This window comes from Thalassotalea mangrovi (genome assembly GCF_005116735.1).
In the GTDB taxonomy this organism is placed as follows: Bacteria; Pseudomonadota; Gammaproteobacteria; order Enterobacterales; family Alteromonadaceae; genus Thalassotalea_A; species Thalassotalea_A mangrovi.
Genome location: NZ_SWDB01000031.1, coordinates 1 through 20,840, shown reverse-complemented (window position 1 = coordinate 20,840; position 20,840 = coordinate 1). Strand labels below are relative to the sequence as shown.

The 20,840-nt window shown below is 45.0% G+C and carries 13 protein-coding genes; 8 read left to right on the top strand and 5 right to left on the bottom strand.

Annotated elements, in window-relative coordinates; all coding sequences use genetic code 11:
- Positions 1–3 precede the first annotated feature (3 nt).
- Together galU and E8M12_RS12770 are read right to left on the bottom strand one after the other, a co-directional pair.
- Positions 4–915 (bottom strand): UTP--glucose-1-phosphate uridylyltransferase GalU, encoded by a 912-nt coding sequence (gene galU / locus E8M12_RS12775; RefSeq protein ID WP_136736579.1) that lies wholly within the window; start codon positions 913–915, stop codon positions 4–6.
- Between the two features lie 79 nt (positions 916–994).
- Positions 995–2,077: an NAD-dependent epimerase gene (locus E8M12_RS12770; protein WP_136736577.1), complete on the bottom strand. Its 1,083-nt coding sequence runs from the start codon at positions 2,075–2,077 to the stop codon at positions 995–997.
- A gap of 340 nt (positions 2,078–2,417) precedes the next feature.
- Between E8M12_RS12770 and E8M12_RS12765 the strand changes: the two genes are divergently transcribed.
- From E8M12_RS12765 to E8M12_RS12755, 3 genes are all read left to right on the top strand, one after another.
- On the top strand, positions 2,418–3,281 hold the full coding sequence (locus E8M12_RS12765) for a universal stress protein (protein WP_169303139.1): 864 nt from the start codon (positions 2,418–2,420) through the stop codon (positions 3,279–3,281).
- Positions 3,282–3,474: 193 nt separating this feature from the next.
- Complete coding sequence (locus E8M12_RS12760; protein WP_136736573.1) at positions 3,475–6,237, top strand: insulinase family protein; 2,763 nt, start codon at positions 3,475–3,477, stop codon at positions 6,235–6,237.
- A 161-nt stretch (positions 6,238–6,398) separates the two neighbouring features.
- Positions 6,399–10,946 (top strand): EAL domain-containing protein, encoded by a 4,548-nt coding sequence (locus E8M12_RS12755; protein ID WP_136736572.1) that lies wholly within the window; start codon positions 6,399–6,401, stop codon positions 10,944–10,946.
- An 862-nt stretch (positions 10,947–11,808) separates the two neighbouring features.
- Here E8M12_RS12755 and E8M12_RS12750 read toward each other — a convergent pair.
- The 3 genes from E8M12_RS12750 to fadI form a co-directional block, all read right to left on the bottom strand.
- Positions 11,809–12,009 (bottom strand): hypothetical protein, encoded by a 201-nt coding sequence (locus E8M12_RS12750; RefSeq protein WP_136736570.1) that lies wholly within the window; start codon positions 12,007–12,009, stop codon positions 11,809–11,811.
- A gap of 308 nt (positions 12,010–12,317) precedes the next feature.
- Positions 12,318–14,444, bottom strand: a complete 2,127-nt coding sequence (gene fadJ, locus E8M12_RS12745) for a fatty acid oxidation complex subunit alpha FadJ (protein ID WP_136736568.1) — start codon at positions 14,442–14,444, stop codon at positions 12,318–12,320.
- A gap of 5 nt (positions 14,445–14,449) precedes the next feature.
- Positions 14,450–15,760, bottom strand: coding sequence for an acetyl-CoA C-acyltransferase FadI (gene fadI, locus E8M12_RS12740; protein WP_136736566.1), 1,311 nt, complete (start codon positions 15,758–15,760; stop codon positions 14,450–14,452).
- A 188-nt stretch (positions 15,761–15,948) separates the two neighbouring features.
- Between fadI and E8M12_RS12735 the strand changes: the two genes are divergently transcribed.
- The 5 genes from E8M12_RS12735 to E8M12_RS12715 form a co-directional block, all read left to right on the top strand.
- A complete protein-coding gene (locus E8M12_RS12735) occupies positions 15,949–16,905 on the top strand; it encodes an AAA family ATPase (RefSeq protein WP_136736565.1) in 957 nt (318 codons plus the stop codon).
- An 18-nt stretch (positions 16,906–16,923) separates the two neighbouring features.
- Positions 16,924–17,910, top strand: coding sequence for a DUF58 domain-containing protein (locus E8M12_RS12730; RefSeq protein WP_136736564.1), 987 nt, complete (start codon positions 16,924–16,926; stop codon positions 17,908–17,910).
- Positions 17,898–18,386: a DUF4381 domain-containing protein gene (locus tag E8M12_RS12725; RefSeq protein ID WP_169303138.1), complete on the top strand. Its 489-nt coding sequence runs from the start codon at positions 17,898–17,900 to the stop codon at positions 18,384–18,386. The genes E8M12_RS12730 and E8M12_RS12725 overlap by 13 nt, the downstream gene beginning before the upstream one ends.
- Complete coding sequence (locus tag E8M12_RS12720) at positions 18,383–19,396, top strand: vWA domain-containing protein (RefSeq protein ID WP_136736560.1); 1,014 nt, start codon at positions 18,383–18,385, stop codon at positions 19,394–19,396. The genes E8M12_RS12725 and E8M12_RS12720 overlap by 4 nt, the downstream gene beginning before the upstream one ends.
- On the top strand, positions 19,396–20,840 hold a 1,445-nt coding region (locus E8M12_RS12715; RefSeq protein WP_136736558.1), incomplete at its 3' end, for a vWA domain-containing protein. The genes E8M12_RS12720 and E8M12_RS12715, both read left to right, overlap by 1 nt.

The following is a 20,840-nucleotide window of genomic DNA, read 5'->3' as shown; positions in this document are numbered from 1 at the left end:
CGATTACTTATCAAGTACCGATTGCAAATACTGTTTAAATTCATCAGCCAGTTCTGGGTGACGTAAGCCATATTCCACATTGGCTTTCATGTAGCCCATCTTTGACCCGCAATCGTGGGATTTACCCGTCATGTGGAATGCTTCAACCGTTTCCAGTTTCATTAAACTGGCAATGGCATCCGTTAACTGAATCTCATCGCCAGCACCCGGTGGCGTGTATTCCAGCAGCTGCCAGATATTTTGCGACAATACATAACGGCCAACAACGGCAAGGTTGGAAGGCGCTTCTTCAACTTCAGGCTTTTCAACAATCGCTGACATTGCTTGCGAGTCACCTTCAGCCAGCTGATGACCATTACAGTCCACCACGCCATAAGAGCTGACTTTTTCCATTGGAACGGGTTCAACCATGATCTGGCTATTACCGGTATCTTGATAACGGGCAAGCATGGCTGCCAGGTTTTCCGTTTTCGGATTATACGAGCTATCGTCAATCAGTACGTCCGGCAGGACAACAACAAAAGGTTCATTACCAACGATAGGCAAGGCTTTTAATACTGCGTGGCCAAGCCCTTTCGCTTCGCCCTGACGCACCTGGATAATAGTCACATCCTTAGGGCAGATGGCCTGGATTTCATTTAACAATTTTCGCTTAACGCGTTTTTCTAATGAGGTTTCCAGTTCAAATGATTTATCGAAATGATTTTCGATGGCATTCTTGGACGAATGGGTAACAAGGACAATTTCTTTGATACCGGCTGCGATACATTCATTGACGATATATTGGATTAATGGCTTATCAACCACTGGCAGCATTTCTTTTGGGATAGCCTTAGTGGCTGGTAGCATCCGGGTTCCTAATCCAGCGACAGGAATAACTGCTTTTCTAATACTTTTTCCTGCAGTGTCAGACATATTGCATCCTTATTAGCGTTTTTCTTTGTTATGTTTTTACCACGGAATTAATGCCATATGATAACAATTACAGATTAAATTAATTCACGTGTTGGTAATATTCCTTATACCAGCGAACAAAATTTGCCACCCCTTCAACCACTGACGTTTGCGGACGATAACCGGTAACTGAGTACAGGTCGTCAACGTTTGCAAAGGTTTTTTGCACGTCTCCGGGTTGCATGGGTAACATATTTTTTGTCGCTTCCATACCCAGTGCCTGCTCCAGCGCCTTGATAAAATCCATCAGGCTCACCGGGTTACCGTTACCGATATTAAAAACACGGTATGGCGCAGAACTATTTGCTGCTGAGCCAGCTTCTACTGTCCAGGTGCTATTCTGGGTCGGAATATGATTTTGAACGCGCAGTATACCCTCAACGATGTCGTCAATGTAAGTAAAATCTCGACTCATATCGCCATAGTTATATACATCAATGGCTTCACCAGCGAGCATGGCCTTAGTAAATTTAAACAGCGCCATATCCGGACGCCCCCAAGGGCCGTATACTGTGAAAAACCGTAATCCCGTCGTAGGTATACCATATAGGTGTGAATAACTGTGCGACATCAACTCGTTGGCTTTTTTAGTCGCGGCATAGAGGGATACGGGATGATCGACACTGTCAGAAGTTGCAAATGGTGTCTTGGCGTTTAATCCGTAAACAGAACTGGATGAAGCATAAACCAGGTGCTCCACCTGATGATGACGACACCCCTCTAGAATCGCGAGATGACCAATTAAGTTGGCATCGGCATAAGCCATGGGGTTATCAATGGAATAGCGAACTCCGGCTTGTGCGGCCAGATGTATCACGCGTTGAAATTTATGGGTGGCGAATAAGCTTGCCACCCCTTCCCGATCTTCAAGATCAAGCTTTACAAACTCAAACTGGCCCGCTGATGTGTGACTCTGAGTAACAATATCAGAGCCCGCGACCATGCTGCCAGATTGTTGTTTGCTGGAAAAACATTGCAGTTTTTTTAACCGCGACAGCTTTAGGTTGACGTCGTAATAGTTATTTAGATTATCCAGGCCTACCACATGATGTCCCTGCTCACATAATCGAGTTGCCACAAAGTGACCAATAAAGCCTGCTGCGCCGGTTACTAAATATTTCATAATCTGTCCATTTTATAAGAGGGATACTGTCTTTGTGTGTCTGGCTTTACTTCCTGCACCAGAACAACCCGCAGCAACGGAATCAGCAGCTGCGTTTGATAAATCTCATCACGGCGAACCTGTAGCAGATCATTGGCCGTCACTTCTTAAAAATATAGTCAAGATAATGGAGGTTAGAGAAAAAACTGCATTTAATTTAAACCACCGAATTAACCCACAGCAAATATCAGGGAAGCTGTCCTTAGTTAATCATTAGCGAAAAAATGCTGATTTAAATCAAAGCATTCTTGAAAAAAAATATTATGATTAGCAAAACAATGACTATTTTGCGGAGATGCCCATGCGTAATGTCCTGGTGGTTGCCGACCCAAACTTCGAAACTAGCACCGCTATTGAGCAGGCTAAGAAACTATCAGTTAGCGATGATGTAAAATTGCACATCGTCTACTTTTATTATGAAGATTTGCGTGGTCTGGGTAGCAAAGGCGATGCATTGAAACAATCATTACTGACCCGACTCAACGACAAAGCCAGCCAGCAATTACAGGACATACTGCAGGACGAAATTCCCTATAGCTTCGAAATTATCTGGGAAGAAAACCTGCACGCCTGGGTAAGCCATTATGCGCAACAGAATAATACCGATATGGTGTTGAAAACCGGGCATCGCTCAGAAACCATGTTTTACACACCGACGGACTGGCACTTGATCCGCGAATGCCCGGCCCCGGTGTTAATTGTCGCCGAGAAAAAATGGCGAAAACGCAGCGGTATATTGGCCGCGGTTGATTTACAGACCGATTCTCCGGAAAAGCAAAAGTTGAACGAGAAAATACTCGCCACCTCAAAATATCTGGCTGCCGTTTTCGATGTACCTCTGCATGTTTGCTACACCCCTGTGGTATCCGAGATCCTTAATGACTTTGGTATTCAATTTAAAGATGAAATTGAGGACGATGCAAAGCAGGACATCAGGAATAAAGTCACCTTCCTGGCTAAAACCTATGGTATTGCCCTGGAAAATTTTCATATTAAAGCGGGTAAGCCTGAAAAAGTGATTCCCAGCATGGCCGCTGAGTTACACGTTGGACTGGTCGTCGTCGGTACTGTAGGCCGAAAAGGTATCACCGGTAAACTCATTGGCAATACCGCCGAAGAAATCCTCAGCCTTTTAAAAACCAATGTCCTGACCCTGAAACCTTAGCTGAAACGTTAGCCACCCCCTATTCACCTCGCCCGCGCCAGTCGATCACATATGCGGGCGCTTCCCCTCCTCCAGACTCATGCTCCTGGCATTTTTAAACTATATTATGGAACAGGCTATTAGATACTTTGCATTACAAACAGAGACGTTAACTATCTTTTTCTTTGAGAAGTGACTGAATCAGGAGACTTTGTTGAAATCGAGCCCAAATGATCCGCGCCAGTATCACAGCTTTGTGCTGGACAATGGATTGCGTGTCGTCGTCGTAGAAAACGACCAGACAACCCGCGCTGCGGCATCTTTGGTTGTAAATACCGGACACTTTGATGATCCCGATGACGCTCAGGGAATGGCTCACTTCCTTGAACACATGTTATTTTTGGGCACTAAAAGCTTTCCTGATAGTGGCGAATACCAGCAATTCATAACTCAGCACAATGGTAGCAATAATGCATGGACGGGAACCGAACACACCTGTTTCTATTTCGATATTGATCAACAGTACCTGGAACCGGCTCTGCACCGCTTTAGCCGCTTTTTTTGTGAACCCGAACTTAGCCGTCAATATATCGAAAGTGAGCGCAATAATGTCGATGCGGAATTTAAGCTCAAACTCAAAGAGGATTTGCGACGCATTTACGACGTTCATAAGGAAACCGTCAACCCTGCACACCCGTTTCGAAAGTTCTCGGTCGGGAATCTCGAGACCTTGCGCGATAAGCCGGGGTTTACCTTACAGCAAGCTGTCGCAGACTTTTATCACCAGCATTACCATGCACAGCTGATGACACTGGCCGTAGAGTCACCTCATCCAGTTGCTGTGTCTGAGTCGTGGACAAAAAAGTATTTCACTGACATTGCCAGTAACTCGAAGCTAAAACCTGTGATTGCTGAGCCTTTGTATTTACCCGAACACCTGGCATTAACGTTATCCATAACACCACACCAGTTACAGCATAAACTGGTGATCAGTTTTGCATTACCCGGACTGGACCCGTTTTATGAAAATAAACCTGTCAGCTACCTGAGCTATCTGCTCGGTCACGAAGGCCCGGGCAGTATTCTCTCTTACCTTAAAAAGCGCAACTGGGCGTTGTCCCTGACATCAGGCGGTGGCGTCAATGGCTCAAACTTTAAAGATTTTAATATCAGTATTCGATTAACCGAAAAAGGAATTAAATATCAGCATGAAATCATTGATGTGTTGTTTTCTTACCTGCAACTCATGCGCAGTGACGGTATTCGTCAGCTGTATTTTGACGAAAAAAGAGCGCTGAGTGAATTTGCTTTTCGTTACAAGGAGCTCAACAAACCGTTAGACAATGTCAATCAACTCGCAATTAATATGCAGCACTACCCGCCAGCTGATTACATTTACGGTGACTACAAAATGCAGGCGTTCAATCCTGGGCTGCTTAACCGTTTTCTGGACTTTTTTACCCCAGACAACATGCGGGTTCAGGAAATAAGACCGGGCCTGGAATGCGATCAGGTTAGTCGCTGGTATCAAACACCATATAGCACCAAGGCTTTACCCAAAGCTTTATTAAACAGGTGGGAAAATATTGCATCCTTCGACGAATTAACCCTGCCACCAGCAAACCCATATATCGTGCGTGACCCGCAAATTTATCCGGGCGAATCGATGTCACAACCCGACTGTATTTATGAAACCAGCGGTCTAAAGTTTTGGTTTAAACAAGACCAGAGCTTCAGGTCCCCAAAGGGCCAGATCTATATCAGCCTCGAATCGCCAATGGCAACGAAATCGGCACGAAACATTGCCATGATGCGCCTGTTTGTCGAGCTGTTTTCGGAATCCGTACAAGAACAAAACTACCAGGCTGAACTAGCCGGGATTCATTATCAGGTGTACGCCCACCAAGGTGGAATCACCATACACATCAGTGGTATTAGCGAAAAACAACCATTACTGCTTGATAATCTTCTCATGGCAATCTGTGACCACTCGCTCGCCACCGAACGCTTTCAGCTTTTTAAAAAGCAACTGATCCAGGGCTGGCGCAACCATCACCTTAACAAACCTGTATCCCAGCTTTTTGCCTATCTTAACGCCCTGTTGAAACCCCACAGCCCACACTCGACGGATCTTGCCAACAATTTACAGCATGCCGGACTCGATGAGTTCAAAGCATTTTGCGCATCGCTGTTTTCAACGATCAATGTTGAAGCATTCGCTTACGGTAACTGGCCTGCTGATCAAGCTTTGCAACTGGCAAAAGCCATTGAGTCGCATTTAAGCCATGCCCTGAATGATAACGCTCAGGTAAAACCATTAGTTACAAATTATTCTGAAACGACCCCAGTCGGTTTTCCAGTTGCTATGGCAGACAGTGACCATGCCTGCGTTTTATATTTTGCCCTGGCCGATAAAGCGTTCTCGACCAAAGCGTTGGCAATAATGGCCAGCCAGGTACTTGCGCCAGATTACTTCCATCAGTTACGGACCGAAAAGCAGCTCGGGTATTTACTCGGCATCAATTACCTGACAATGAATCAGTATCCTGGCCTGGCCTGCTATGTTCAATCGCCACATATGCCCTCGGTTCAGCTTGGCGATGAAATAATGGAGTTTCTTCAGAAATTTTCCGAAAAAAAGGCCATCGCAGGTTGGGAAAAATTAAAACAAGGTGTGCTAAATCAACTGGATGAAAAAGATAGCGGCCCAAGGGTGAAGGGGCAAAGATATTGGCACAGTATCAGCAACCATGATTATCATTTCAATAACCGCACCCTATTGAGAAATGAAATCGCCCGCCTTTCGGATCAGCAGGTGCTTACTTTCATTAAAACACAATTAACATCAGCAGCCAGGTGCAAACCTCTGGTGCTTACAAGCCATTCCTCTGTCGATGACGTGAACTCGGATCCGCCTGAGCAAATTGTTTATCGAGAAATCGAGCACTTTCACCAGCAATATCCGTATAAATATTAACGGCTTAAACCCCCTGATTAAGGCGTTTGCTTTTAATTGTCATGCAATTGTTTTAAGATGATTTTTGACGTCAGAAAATCGAACAAAGATTCGATTCAATTACAATCCCTTAGTTAATGTAATGTTACTTATAACTGAGTTGTAGCTTTCAGGGTTTTATAGTGCACTTTACTAATAAAAATAAGCATGCATGGCATGTACAGCTGTTCCTACGCATTTTTCTTGTCTTTGGCCTCTGCCTGAGTGTTATCGCCAATGCTGAACAACCTCCTCTAAAATTTCAGCAATACTCCGTAGAGCAGGGGTTGTCACAAAGTACCGTTACATCTCTCACACAAGATAAACACGGCTTTATATGGATGGCTACCCAGTATGGTCTTAATCGCTTCGATGGTTATGAGTTTACTCACTATAAATATCAAGCTAATGAACCCAACTCATTAGCAAACAACCTTGTTAGAACCGTGTTTGTTGACAGCAAAAACCGGTTATGGGTTGGCACCACAAATGGCCTGAGTCGATACAACGCTGAAAAAGATAATTTTGATAATTTTTTCCATGAAAAAGGAAATCAGGACACTCTGAAAGACAATACCATATGGAGTATCTACGAAGACAACAGCAATAATTTATGGGTTGCTACTGCCACAGGCCTTCATAAATACAACGAAGCTCGTAACTCATTTACCGCACTAAACTTCAAAAGTTTTAATTCCGTGGTCAAAGAAATTAAAACTATTCATCAGGATGAAAGTGGAAATTATTGGCTAGGAACCTTCGAAAATGGCTTATTTATTATTAATAAGGAACTCGACTTTGTATCTCCGGCAAATGGAGAAAACATATGGAAATTAGATATTGATGCCCAGTCAATTTTTGAGATTAAAGAGTTCAACCAGCAAATCTGGTTAGCGACGGATAACGGTGTCTACGCCGTCAATGCTGATAAATCGATAGCTTTATATTTTTTACCGCAAATGTTTACTCAAGAACCCGGGAATAATCGGGTGCGGAGTATTCATCGAATCGATGAGCGTTTTTTCTGGATAGGCACTGAAGCGGGTTTACTAGAGCTAGACCTTGTTGATGAGAGAATGTATTTTCTCGAATCCGCGCCTAACAATGCCAATGAAGTAACTAAAAACTATATTTTCACCATATTCCAGGATAATTCCAATTCGTTATGGCTGGCGACCTTTTACGACGGCGTTAGTCGATATAACTCTATCTCCTCCCTATTTACTCATCACTTGTCCGGTAATTATAACGATAAAAAAAGCATAAAAGCATTTACCGAAACCGAGGATGGGATAATTTGGATCGCCTCTGAAAGTAATGGTATTTATTATCATCCCGCGAACTCGACATCGGTCGAAAAACTTGATGTACAATTAAATGAAACCATATCCTCGATTCATGCTGACGGTAACATACTCTGGATTATCACAAATATTGAGTCCCTTTTAAGTTACAACATTGACACAGGTGAACTTCGTGAACATAAAAACTGGTTACAGGGATACACTGAACAGCACGGACGACTCGACTACATTTTTACTAAGGGTGCATTTTGGTTTGGCTCATCAGCATCAAAAATATACAAATATTCGCCTCGTGAACAGACTCTCGAACACTTTTCTCTAGACAAAGGTAAAGTGAATGACCTGTACACCATCAATTTTGATATTGATTCTAATATTTGGACATACAGTGCTAACCAAGAGGTCTATCGGTTTAACATCGAAACGGAGCAATTCGAACAACTGAAACTTCCTCAATCCGATTTCTTTGCTGGCGATTCCCTCGTCGTCATTCAGGAGTCTAAAGACTATTATTGGTTTGGATTTGATGGTGAAGGAGTAGTCGCTCTAGATAAACAGAGAAATACATTTATGCAGTTTACCGAAAGTAACGGATTGGCAAACAATATGATTGCAGGGCTATTGACCGATGACGATGGCAAAGCCTGGGTCAGTACAGCCAAAGGTATTTCAAGTTTAGACCCCGACGGCGGAAAAATTGAAAACTACCATATAAATCAAGGAGTTCAAGCAGACGAGTTTTTTTCATTTTCCTATTTAAAAGCAAGCGACAATAAATTTTATTTCGGTGGCGTAAACGGCTTTAATAGCTTTTTTCCTTACAATATTAAGTTGGAGTCTGAGACCATTAACACCCCTCTTAATATGCATTTATTAATAGCCAATGAGCGTGTGGAGCCATTAAAACTAACTGAAACAACAGAGACACAACAAACGATAAACCAACTATACCTTTCAGATGATATAACCCTAAAGTACGATCAATCTCCTTTTAGCATTGAGTTTGCATCACCAAACGCAACGTTTTCCAGCGAAGTAAAGTATCGATACAAAATGGAAGGTATCGATGACTCCTGGGTATATACAAATTCACTAAATAAGCGAGCCACATACACTAAGCTTGACCCCGGAAGTTACGAATTCAATGTTCAGGCTTTCAGCTCAAAGTCACAAGAATACAAAAGTGCGCCAACATTAATTGTGACCATTCTTCCGCCCTGGTGGTTAACAAACTGGGCCTGGCTAACCTACGGTGTGTTGTTGTTGGCGATTGCATACTATTTCTACCGTCAAGCGCAACAAAAGCAACTAGTCAATCTGCAAATCAAAGAAAGTGAAGAACGACTCAAACTGGCCTTGTGGGGTTCAGGCGATGAAATGTGGGACTGGAACATCAAGACAGGGCAAATGTTCCGCTCAAATATCTGGGGTATCCTTGAGTTTCCTCAGGACGGCCAACGTAATCAGACCGAAAACAATGGTAAGGGAAATATTCACCCTCAAGACTCAGCCCGCGTAAACCGGGCTTTGGATGATCATTTATCGGAAAAAACCGAACACTTTGAATCTGCTTACCGAGTAAAAAACAAGCAAGGCCGATGGACCTGGGTTTTGGATCGAGGCAAGGTGGTGGAAAGAGACATAAATAATGCCCCGTCGCGGATGACCGGGACCATCAAAGATATTTCAAAAATTAAGCAAACCGAAGAAAGCCTGAAACTATTTGCCAAATGCATTGCCAACATCTCTGATGCGGTCGTTGTTTATGATGAGAATTTCTCGACCGTTGACTGCAATCCGTCATTTCAGCGAATTACCGGACAAACGCGTTCAGAGGCTATTGGCCGCCCACTGGAATTTAAGTCGTATCCACAAAGCTTCCTGCAAAATCTGAAAAAGAATCTAATTCACCACGGTTCCTGGCAGGGGGAAATCGAGAGCAAGCGCTTAAACGGTCAGGGGTATTTAATTGATATCACCATGGACGTTATTCGTGACGAAAATCAGAAAATTACCCATTACGTTGGTGTATTTTCTGATATTACCAAACGCAAAGAAACTGAACGAGAATTGCGAAAATTAGCCAATACGGACACTTTAACTGGATTGCCCAATCGCTCATATTTCCAGACCAACCACACCATATTGGTTAATCAGCAAACTGTTCATGCCCTGCTGGTATTCGATTTAGACAATTTTAAGAAAATTAATGATTCCCTGGGTCATCAAATTGGTGATGTTTTACTGTGTAAAGTTACTGAGCGAATCGCAACGGTTGGTAACTTAAAGGATACCTGCTATCGACTCGGTGGTGACGAATTCAGCCTGATCATTGAAGGCACTAATGATCTTCATGAGATCACCACGATTGCCGATGAAATATTAAAAGCGGTTGCTGAGCCATACAACATTCGCAATCAGGAAATTGCCTTATCCTGCAGTATCGGTATCGCTTTATTCCCTGAAGATGGCTTGAACTCTCACGAGCTATTAAAAAATGCCGACACTGCCATGTATCATGCTAAAGACAAAGGCGGTGATTGCTATCAGTTCTTTAATGATTCAATGAATACCCAGGCGGTTAAACGACTGCAAATTGAAAACCTGATCCGACATGGTCTAAAAGAAGACCTGTTTACAGTCTACTATCAGCCGAAAATTAATATCACTACAGGCAAAGTCAGTGGTATGGAAGCATTGGTGCGATTTGAAGCGGGTTCCAAAGGTATTATCCGCCCCGATATTTTTATTCCGATATCAGAGGAAACCGGACAAATCATTGAAATTGGCGAAAGCGTCCTGCGTAAAGCCTGTCTGGCAACCAGAGAATGGGTCGACAAGGGGATTTTTGATGGGCGCATAGCCGTTAACCTATCGGCGGTTCAGTTCCGCCAACCGAATCTGGTGCGGATGATAGAATCGGTTCTGGCTGAAACCCGGTTACCTGCGCAATACCTGGAACTGGAGATCACCGAAGGAACGGTGATGAATTCTCCTCAGGAAGCAATCGATACCATGCACCGGTTGCGGGGAATGGGTATAAGCTTATCACTGGATGACTTTGGTACCGGCTATTCGTCCCTGGCATACCTGAAGAAGTTCCCACTCAATACCCTTAAAATTGATAAAGCTTTTGTCGATGATATCGAAGTGTCTGAACAAGGCAAGAATATGGTAGCGACCATCATTACGATTGCTCATAACCTAGGTCTTGATGTGGTTGCCGAGGGTGTTGAAAATGAATATCAATTGAATTACCTGAAATCGAAAGAATGTGAGCAACTGCAAGGCTACTTATATTCGAAGCCATTGTCTTCAGAAGATTTTGGCCGATACCTGTTGTCACATATTATTAGTCGCGAATCAACTACCTACTCGGCCGACTAAACTTCTAACAGTGGCCAGCGAACTCTGGCCACTTCATTTCTACCCTTTCATCGCGTCAAATAGATTGCAACCGCATTTTCATCACCTATTTATTCTATCACCCCTAATAAAAATCAATTGATTTTATAGATTTTCAAAAAGTTGGCACGCCTTTAGCATTATATTTCGTAACTTAATAAAAATTAAAATACACTTAGGAATTATTATGCTTAGCTCATTACTTTTATCTGCAGTTTTATCTACCACAGCAATGCCAAGTATGGAGAGTCCAACTCTTCCTCTGATTGAAAATACTGTGAATACTCGTATTCGAATTAAACCAACAGTTAACACGCGCATTCGTATCAAACCCACAGTAAACACGCGTATTCGTATCAAGCCTACAGTAAACACACGCATTCGAATCAAGCCTACTGTAAACACACGCATTCGAATCAAGCCTACTGTAAACACACGCATTCGAATCAAGCCTACAGTAAACACACGTATTCGAATCAAGCCTACCGTTAACACTCGCATCCGCATCAAGCCTGCGATTAACACCAGAAACCGCATCAAGGCCTAAGGAGTTTGAACATGATCACATTTATCAAGAATATCTTAGGCAGTAAAAACCAGGTTCAAAAGACGGTTTCAGGTATCGAAATTAAAGAAATGTCAGCGCAAAGCTGGTGGTCGTAAGGAGTAACGTTATGATTAAAATGATTAAAAATATTTTTAATACTAAATCACGCAAGCCTGCAGTGGCAAAAATTGAGATGATGGAAATGTCTGCCAATCAATGGTGGTCATAAGCTACTAAACGTAACACCATCACAGATAATGACTAAGCATGCATGTACGTGGGCCCTGGGATCCAGGGTCACACATATATCAGGCTAAACAATGTGCCATGCTGACGATATATCACCATTCGCTTTTGCATCGTAAACATTGGCCACACTAACGGACCAAATATCAGACCGGCAGCAGTCCAGCGTTTATAACCAAGTCCAGACTTAACCGCCTGACAATAAAAAAATAATCCACTCAATAAAGAAATAACTAAAAACAACAACGCCATTAATACACCTACGGGGATAATTTTACTTAAAGGTAAGAAACGACGGCATTGTAGCAAAAACAATCAACCGCCACTATTAACATTTAGTTAAAGAGTGTAAAGATCAGCTGTAAGCCTTAAGCGGTAAGCTGTAAGCTGTAACGCTTTAGAGCTGTAAAGTAAAAACGCTCTAACTTTAAAGCTCTACAGCCGTAAAGCCCTATAGCTTTATGGCCCTAATGCTTTGTTTAGGCTGCGGCCAAAAAAAGAGGGCAAAGATTTGCCCCCTCAGTAACCTTATGCGGCAATATTTTTCCGCATATTTTTTATCAGTAACAGGTTTTCTCGTTTTCCGCCATGGCCACTAAGGCGTCACACGGAGCAAAATGCTCACCGTATTGAGACTTAAACTGGGTAAGTTTGTCAACGACGGTTCTCGCCCCCAGGGTATCTAAATAACGGAACGGTCCGCCAAGGAAAGGTGGGAAACCAATACCAAAAATCGCACCGATATCACCATCACGACAATTGCGGACAATCTTTTCATCCAGGCATCTGACAGCTTCATTAACCATCAGTAACACACAGCGCTCGCTGATTTCCTGTTCCGATAATCTTGATTGCGGTACCACACCCAACAGACTGTAAACCTGTTCATCAACCGCTTTGCCCTGCTTCGATTTTTTGCCGGTATACAGATAAAAACCTTTCTTAGTTTTCTTACCTTTACGGTTATCATCGATCAACTTATTGAACGCATCTGGCGCCTTAAAACGCTCGCCTAGCTCAGCTTCGAGAATCGGGCTGATTTTTGCTCCGATATCAATACCTACCTCATCAAGTAATTTGATCGGTCCTACCGGAAATCCGAAATTGACTAACGCGCGATCGATTTTTTCAATCGGCTCACCAGCAAGCAGGATATTAGCGGCTTCATTAACATACGGGGCAAGGATACGGTTCACATAAAAGCCCGCTTTATCTTTTACCACAATAGGTGTCTTGCCTTGTTTTTTCGCCAGCGCTACCGTTGTCGAAATTGTTTCATCGGAAGTGCTCTCATGGGCAATGATCTCCGCTAATGGCATTTTGTCCACCGGCGAGAAATAATGCAGGCCAATCACATTTTCAGGCGCTTTGGCATTCGCGGCAATCTGATGAATCGGCAATGACGAAGTATTCGACGCGAAAATGACTCCTGGTTTACAGTTTGCTTCGATATCAGCAACCATTTGCTGCTTTAAAGCCAAATCTTCAAACACGGCTTCAATAATCAAATCAGTGCTAGCGAAGCCACTATAGTCTGTTGTTCCAGTCACCATATTGAGCTGCTTTTGCATCTCGCTTTTCTTAATAAAGCGTCGCTTAACTTTTTTATTCAGTAAATCAAAGCTGTATTTCAGAGCATTGCTGATGCCCTGATGATTAATGTCCTTAATACGCACTGGTAACTTGGCATTGTTGGCGGTTACATAAGCAATGCCGCCACCCATCAAGCCTCCACCGAGGACTCCGACATGACTAACTGTAGCCGGTTCAACACCATCAACGCCTGTTTCTTTTTTCATTTGCGTGGTCGCAAAGAATAAGTTGCGTAACTGTTTCGATTCAGTGGTTTTGACTAAACGGCCAAAATGTTCCGCTTCACGAGCAAGTCCCTGTACACGACCTTTTTCCAGGCCGACGCGAATGGCATCGATAATTTTAAGCGGCGCCGGATAATTACCTTTGGTTTTGGCGAGTACGGTTTTTGTTGCCTGATCAAATACCAGCTTACGTCCCCAGGGGTTCGATTCCAGCGCTTTTTCAACCAAAGGCGCCTTTCGCTTACCGGCTTTTTTGGCCGTTAATGCAAGCTCCTGTGCTACCTGTAACAATACTGAACGAGGTACTACGTCGCTGACTAATCCAGCTTTCAAGGCCTGTTTAGGGCGTAAATGTTTACCGGTCAGCATCATGTCCAATGATTTTTGTAAACCAACCAATGCAGGTAATCGCTGGGTTCCACCACTGCCAGGCAACAAACCGAGCTGCACTTCCGGCAATCCTAGTACCGTTTTGTTATCGTCACTACAGATACGCTGGTGACATGCCATCGCCAGCTCCAACCCGCCACCAAGGCAAGGTCCATGAATGGCAGCAACAACCGGAATTTTAAGACGTTCAATCTGATCAAAGATTGCCTGGCCCTGCGCTGCTATTTGCGTCGCCTGTTCAGCCGTTTCACAATCATCAAGCATCGTGATATCAGCACCGGCAATAAAGGAATTATCTTTACCGCTGTATACGACTAGTCCTTTGATACTGTTATCGGCCTTAATCTCTGCCAATACTGATGAGAACTCATCAGCAAATTCGGCGCGCAATGTGTTCATAGTTTCACCAACCACGTCCATTTTTAACAATGTGATGCCATTGTCCTGACGCTCGAGGGTAAATGTTGAATTATTGTCCATTATCTTTACTCCACTTCCAGAATCATCGCCGCACCAAGACCACCGGCTGCACAGGCAGTGGTTAAGCCAAGACCGCCACCACGACGCTTCAGCTCATTCAGAGTCTGGGTTATCAAACGTGCCCCTGTGGCCGCAAATGGGTGTCCATACGCCAGTGAACCACCGAGCACGTTAAACTTATCCATATCAATGTCGCCAATCGCTTTATCCTGGCCCAACTTTTCCCGGGCAAATTTAGTGCTGGCAAACATCTTGATATTAGCAAGTGCCTGGGCGGCGAATGCCTCGTGCATTTCAATTAAATCCAAATCAGATAAATTTAATCCCGCTCGTTTCAATGCCATTGGTGTCGCATACGACGGCCCCATCAGCATATCTTCCCATACATCGATGGCACTGAATGCGTAGGAGCGAATGTAACCTAAAATGTTATAACCTAACTCTTTGGCACGACTTTCACGCATAAGCAATACTGCAGCAGCACCGTCAGTCAAAGGCGTTGAGTTCGCGGCCGTAACCGAACCGTGCTTACGGTCAAAGACTGGTCGTAGCCTCGCGTAGCCAGCCAGTTCTGAGTTTTCCCGAAAGCAATTGTCCTTATCAATAAAGCGGTCAAATGGCTCTGGGTGAGCAGTCATCACTTCGTCACCAAGCACGCCAGAAGCCCAGGTTTTTGCTGCCAGGGTATGAGAACGGTGCGCCAATTCATCCTGGGCCTGACGGCTTATCTGATGAGTTTTCGCCATTTGCTCGGCAGTTTGTCCCATCGACAAGCCGGTTGAATATTCCGCTACGGCTGGCGGCACAGGTAAAATATCTTTGAACTTTAAGGAAGAAATCAGTTTCATCCGTTGGGAAAAAGTTTTTGCTTTGGAAAGGTCTAACAAGGTACGGGCAAATTTCTTGGAAACACCAATCGGGGTTACTGATGTTGAGTCCGCACCTCCAGCGATACCAACATCAATATTGCCGAGCAAAATTGACTCAGCAACGTTTACGGTCGACTGAAAGCTGGTGGCACAGGCACGAGAGACACTATAGGCATCGGTCGACACATTCATTTGTGTACCCAGCACAATCTCACGAGCGATATTCGGGGCTTCTGGCATCTGAACTACCTGCCCAAACACCAGTTGCTCGATTAAAGCGGGATCTAAATCGTGTTTAGCGATTAACTCGTTAACTACCATTTTTCCCAAATCAACGGCTGGTACACCGTGAAAGGCAGTCGCCTGCTTGGCAAATGGCGTTCTGAGGCCTGCGACGATTGCGACGCGATCCCCGCCAGCTGTTTTCAAGCTTTGCATAGATGTCATTGTAATTCCTTATTCAAAGAGGTCTGACCTGATCGTGATTCGATTCTATCGGTTAAATAAAAAAATGAAAAGCCTTGATTTCGAATTACCTGTAACCATATATTCTGTTAGTTAAAATTAATAGGCGATGGTTTAAATACTGTACTCATACTGTCGTCGTTTCAACGTTCAGGAAAATAATTATTATTATGGCAGTTGAATACTTTTCCTCATTAAAAGAACATTTAAGTGAACAAATAATTGGTCAACGTGAACTCGTTGAGAATCTTTTAATTGCTTTACTCGCCGACGGCCATTTGATCGTTGAAGGGCCACCAGGTTTGGCAAAAACCCGGGCCGTCAATGCGCTTGCCGAGGGCTTGGATGCGGACTTTCATCGCATTCAGTTTACACCGGATTTATTACCGGCGGATTTAACCGGAACCGATATTTATCGTCCGGAAGATGGCAGTTTTGTGTTTCAGCAAGGACCCTTGTTTCAAAACCTGATCCTTGCGGATGAAATCAACCGGGCACCAGCCAAGGTACAATCGGCATTGCTTGAAGCCATGGCTGAAGGCCAGGTTACTGTCGGTAAAACCACCTATCAGTTACCCGAGCTATTTCTGGTCATGGCAACACAGAACCCGTTAGAGCAGGAAGGCACATACCCACTGCCAGAAGCGCAACTTGACCGCTTTTTAATGCATCTGGAGATTGATTACCCTGACGCTAAAAGCGAGCTGGAAATATTGCGTTTGAATCGTGGCGAAGCGTTACAACAGAAACGTCTGCCAGAGACTGTTATTACTCAGGACACTATTTTTTCAGCCCGTCGTGAAGTGCTGGAAATCTATTTAGCGCCGGTATTGGAGCAATACATTGTCGATTTGATCATGGCTACACGCCAACCTGATAAATATGACGAGCAGCTTGCAAGCTGGCTTGCCTACGGTGCCAGCCCGCGCGCAACCATAGCCCTTGACCGCTGCGCCCGGGCAAGAGCCTGGCTTCATGGCCGTGACTTTGTCAGTCCAGAAGATGTTCAGGCAGTGTTCCACAATGTATTAAGACACCGATTACTGCTCACCTATCAGGCAGAAGCGGAAGGTATCACCACCAATAAAGTACTGGATCATGTGCTCAATCTTGTAGCCGTCGGTTAATGCAATGGTGAATAACTGATGTGGTTTAATAAGGTAAGTGATTCCCTGAACCATGCCCAGATCGAGCATCAACTCGAAGCACTGGCCAGCGATGGTGTGCATTTATCCATTGATGAATTGCTGTATTATCAAAGTAAAGTGTCGTTAATCGACCTGGCACCGAAAAAAGCGCTCACCGGTCAATTGGCGGGTAATTACCTCGCTCGTACAAAGGGCCGGGGCATGGAGTTTGACGAAGTTCGTCATTATCAAAACGGCGATGATATTCGCGCTATCGACTGGCGCGTTACTGCAAGGACTGGCAAGACCCATACCAAGCTGTTTCGCGAAGAAGTCGAGCGTCCGGTACTGATAGCCACCGATTTCGGTAACTCCATGTATTTTGGTTCGCGATTATTGTTCAAATCGGTCCAGGCGGCGCATATTGCTGCCCTACTCGCCTGGCACGCCAGTAAACGTGGTGATCGACTCGGTGGCCTGGTATTTAACCAGCAACAGCATCTGGAAGTAAAACCGAAAAGCCGGCAAAAAGGTGTGTTGCACTATTTACATGCCCTGGAACAAATGCATCAACCTGAGGCCATGGAAAATCGAGATACCCAGTATTTTTACGATAACTGCCTGCGTCTTAAGCAAATCGCCAGGCCCGGTGCTTTGGTTTACCTGATCACCGATGGTTATCATTTTGACAACCGTGCCATCAAACCGTTAAGTCAGATTTCTAAGCATTGTGAACTGGTTATCTGTCACGTTTTCGATCCGCTGGAAACCAAACTACCGCGCTTAGCGCAAAAAACCTCGGTCGCAATCAACAATGGTGAAAGTGAGCAACGCCTGACCCTGGGCGATAGAAAAACCGCAACGCGCTATCAGCAACATGCGGAACAAAGATATCTCGATTTACAAGCTCAATTTCGCAAAGCCAACGCTCGATGCTTATCGTTTAGCGCCGGCGAAAGTCTGGAACAACAGTTAAAATCAGGAGTTGTACCTTGGATCCCTTAGCAGACTTAAAGGACATCCATTTACCTGAAGATATTCCTCTCTGGCCCCTCGCTCCCGGGTGGTGGATTGTCATTACGCTTATCATTGCCCTGGTTGGATATGGTCTGTATCGATTCTGGCAATATCGACATTACTGGCGGGTCAAACGTCAGGGGCTGGCTTTCCTGAGTAAGTCAGGTTCACTCTCCAGCGCTCAAATTTTACACACATTAAAGTGGGTTTGCCTGCACTACTATCCTCGACAGCAGGTGGCCCCATTACATGGGGAGGCATTATTGCGCTTCCTGCTGGTACAGCTTCCTGATGATGTGCAGCCGAAATTCAAAGTATTGGCGCAGAATGCGATTGTCGAGCACTATCGCAAAAATGAACATGACATTTACGCCGCTGAATTACACAAAGCCGCGATGTTATGGTGTCAGCAGGCAAAGCTTCCCAATTCATCGCAGGCATTGAGCAATGGAGGCCTGTCATGATTACGTTTGCCTGGCCCTGGTTAGCCCTGTGCCTGCCACTACCTTTCATAGTTGCGAAACTCCTTCCCGCCAGGACCCAATCCAATGCCGCCCTGAAAGTGCCTTTCCGGTTAGGTGAAATTGGTTCCCGTCAGGTGATCACCAATAACCGCAGCCTGCCGATCCCCTTGTTCGTTGTACTTTGGGGATTGTTTGTCCTTGCATTAACGCGACCACAATGGCTGGGGGAGCCCGCCCCTGTCGCCAGTGAAAGTCGTGAAATGATGATTGCTGTCGATTTATCCGGCAGTATGCAGATTGAAGACATGGAGCTCAACGGGCGGCAGGTAAATCGCCTGGTCATGCTGAAAAAGCTACTTGGAGAATTTATCGAACGACGCCAGGGCGACAGGCTTGGCCTGATACTATTTGCCGATGATGCGTATATGCAGACGCCAATGACGTATGACAGGCACACGGTCCGGCAAATGCTGGACGAAGCGGTGATAGGCCTGGTCGGACAAAAAACCGCTATCGGTGATGCGATTGCTTTGTCGGTAAAACGCTTTCTCAATAAGGAAGATTCCAATCGGGTACTATTGTTACTGACCGATGGCCAAAACACGTCCGGCAAGATTACCCCTGAACAAGCGCTGGAAGTTGCCGTTGCCAATGATGTCACCATCTACACCATAGGTATCGGCGCTGAAGTGATGATGGAACGTTCATTGTTTGGTAACCGCAAGGTAAATCCGTCACGGGATCTGGACGAAGACAGCCTGCGTAATATCGCCAATAAAACCCAGGGGAGTTATTTCCGGGCTACCGATAGTGCTTCAATGAGTAATATTTATCAGCTGTTAGATCAGCTCGAACCGGTGGAACAAGAGCAACAGCAAATGCGACCACTAACTGCCCTTTATTATTATCCATTAGCACTGATGCTCAGCATCATCCTGTTCTTGTGCCTGCTACCCAGCCTGCAGGCCGCCACCCGGTCGTTTCTGAACTGGCAAACGGAGAGAAAATAATGCTCGAAGATTTTCATTTTCTGCGGCCACTTTGGTTTCTGGCATTTTTTGCCTTACTGTTTGTCATTTATCAGCTAAAAAAACTACGTCTGGCAAATTCTGCCTGGCAACGAGTGGTGCCCAGGCACCTGAATAAAGTGTTACTAACTAGCGATGATAAAGCCAGGCCACTTGCCCTGCTTCCCGTCTTTGTTCTGGGTAGTCTGCTGATCATTGCTCTTGCCGGACCGACCTGGAAAAAATTGCCGCAACCGGTCTACCAGACAGATAAAGCATCGGTAATCATTATGGATATGTCATTTTCCATGCTAGCTACCGATACCAAGCCCAACCGCCTTACCCGTGCCCGTTTTAAGGCACTGGATTTACTGGAAAAGGTTGCCGATGGCGATGTTGGCCTGATAGCCTATGCAGGTGATGCTTTTGTAATCAGCCCTCTGACAGAAGACATCAACAATATCCGCCTGCTGTTACCATCGTTAACGCCACAAATCATGCCCGAGCTTGGCTCTAATCCGTATCCAGCATTAATTCTCGCCAATGACATGCTAACCAACGCCGGATATCAGCAAGGCGATATTTATTGGTTTACCGATGGTATTGCAATGGATGATTTGCAGGATCTTAATGAATTTGGTCGCGATAACCAGCACCGTATAAACATTCTTGGAGTCGGCACCGAGCAGGGAGCACCGATAACCCTGGACAATGGTGAATTAATGCGTGATCGTGGTGGCAACATCGTCATTCCTAAACTCAATGCTCGCCTGCTGGCAGGCATTGCAGAGCGCAACGACGGCAATTACCAGACCATTCGAGTGGACGATAAAGATATCAATGACCTGACCGATTCATCGCGTTTGCTCGATGCGGCGAAAATGCAGGAGCAGGCAATACAGGGCGATCAATGGCAGGAGTTTGGCCCTTACCTGCTGCTACTGGCCCTGCCCATGATACTTATGTATTGCCGCAAAGGGGTGCTGCTTTCATTTGCCGTGCCGGGCTTACTATGTATCTCACTATTGCAACCGACACCAGTACAGGCATCGGTCTGGGATGATTTCTGGAAGCGAAGTGACCAGCAGGCTCAGGATAAGTTTAATGAGGAAGATTATGCCGGAGCAGCGGCTCAGTTTGAGCGCCCTGACTGGCAGGCTTCAGCCCTTTACAAAGCCGGCGACTATGAAAAAGCACTGCAGGCGTTTGATGAACTTGATGGCCTGGACGCCCAATATAATCGGGCCAATACCCTGGCACAATTACAACGCTTTGAAGAGGCCATTAACGCCTATGATCAAGTGTTGGCAGAGCAAGCCGACCACCCAGATGCCCTGGCAAACAAAGCGCTGGTCGAAGCCTTGTTAGAGCAGCAACAAGAGCAACAGCAACAGCAGCAGAACCAGGACCAGCAGAACCAGGACCAGCAGAACCAGGACCAGCAGAA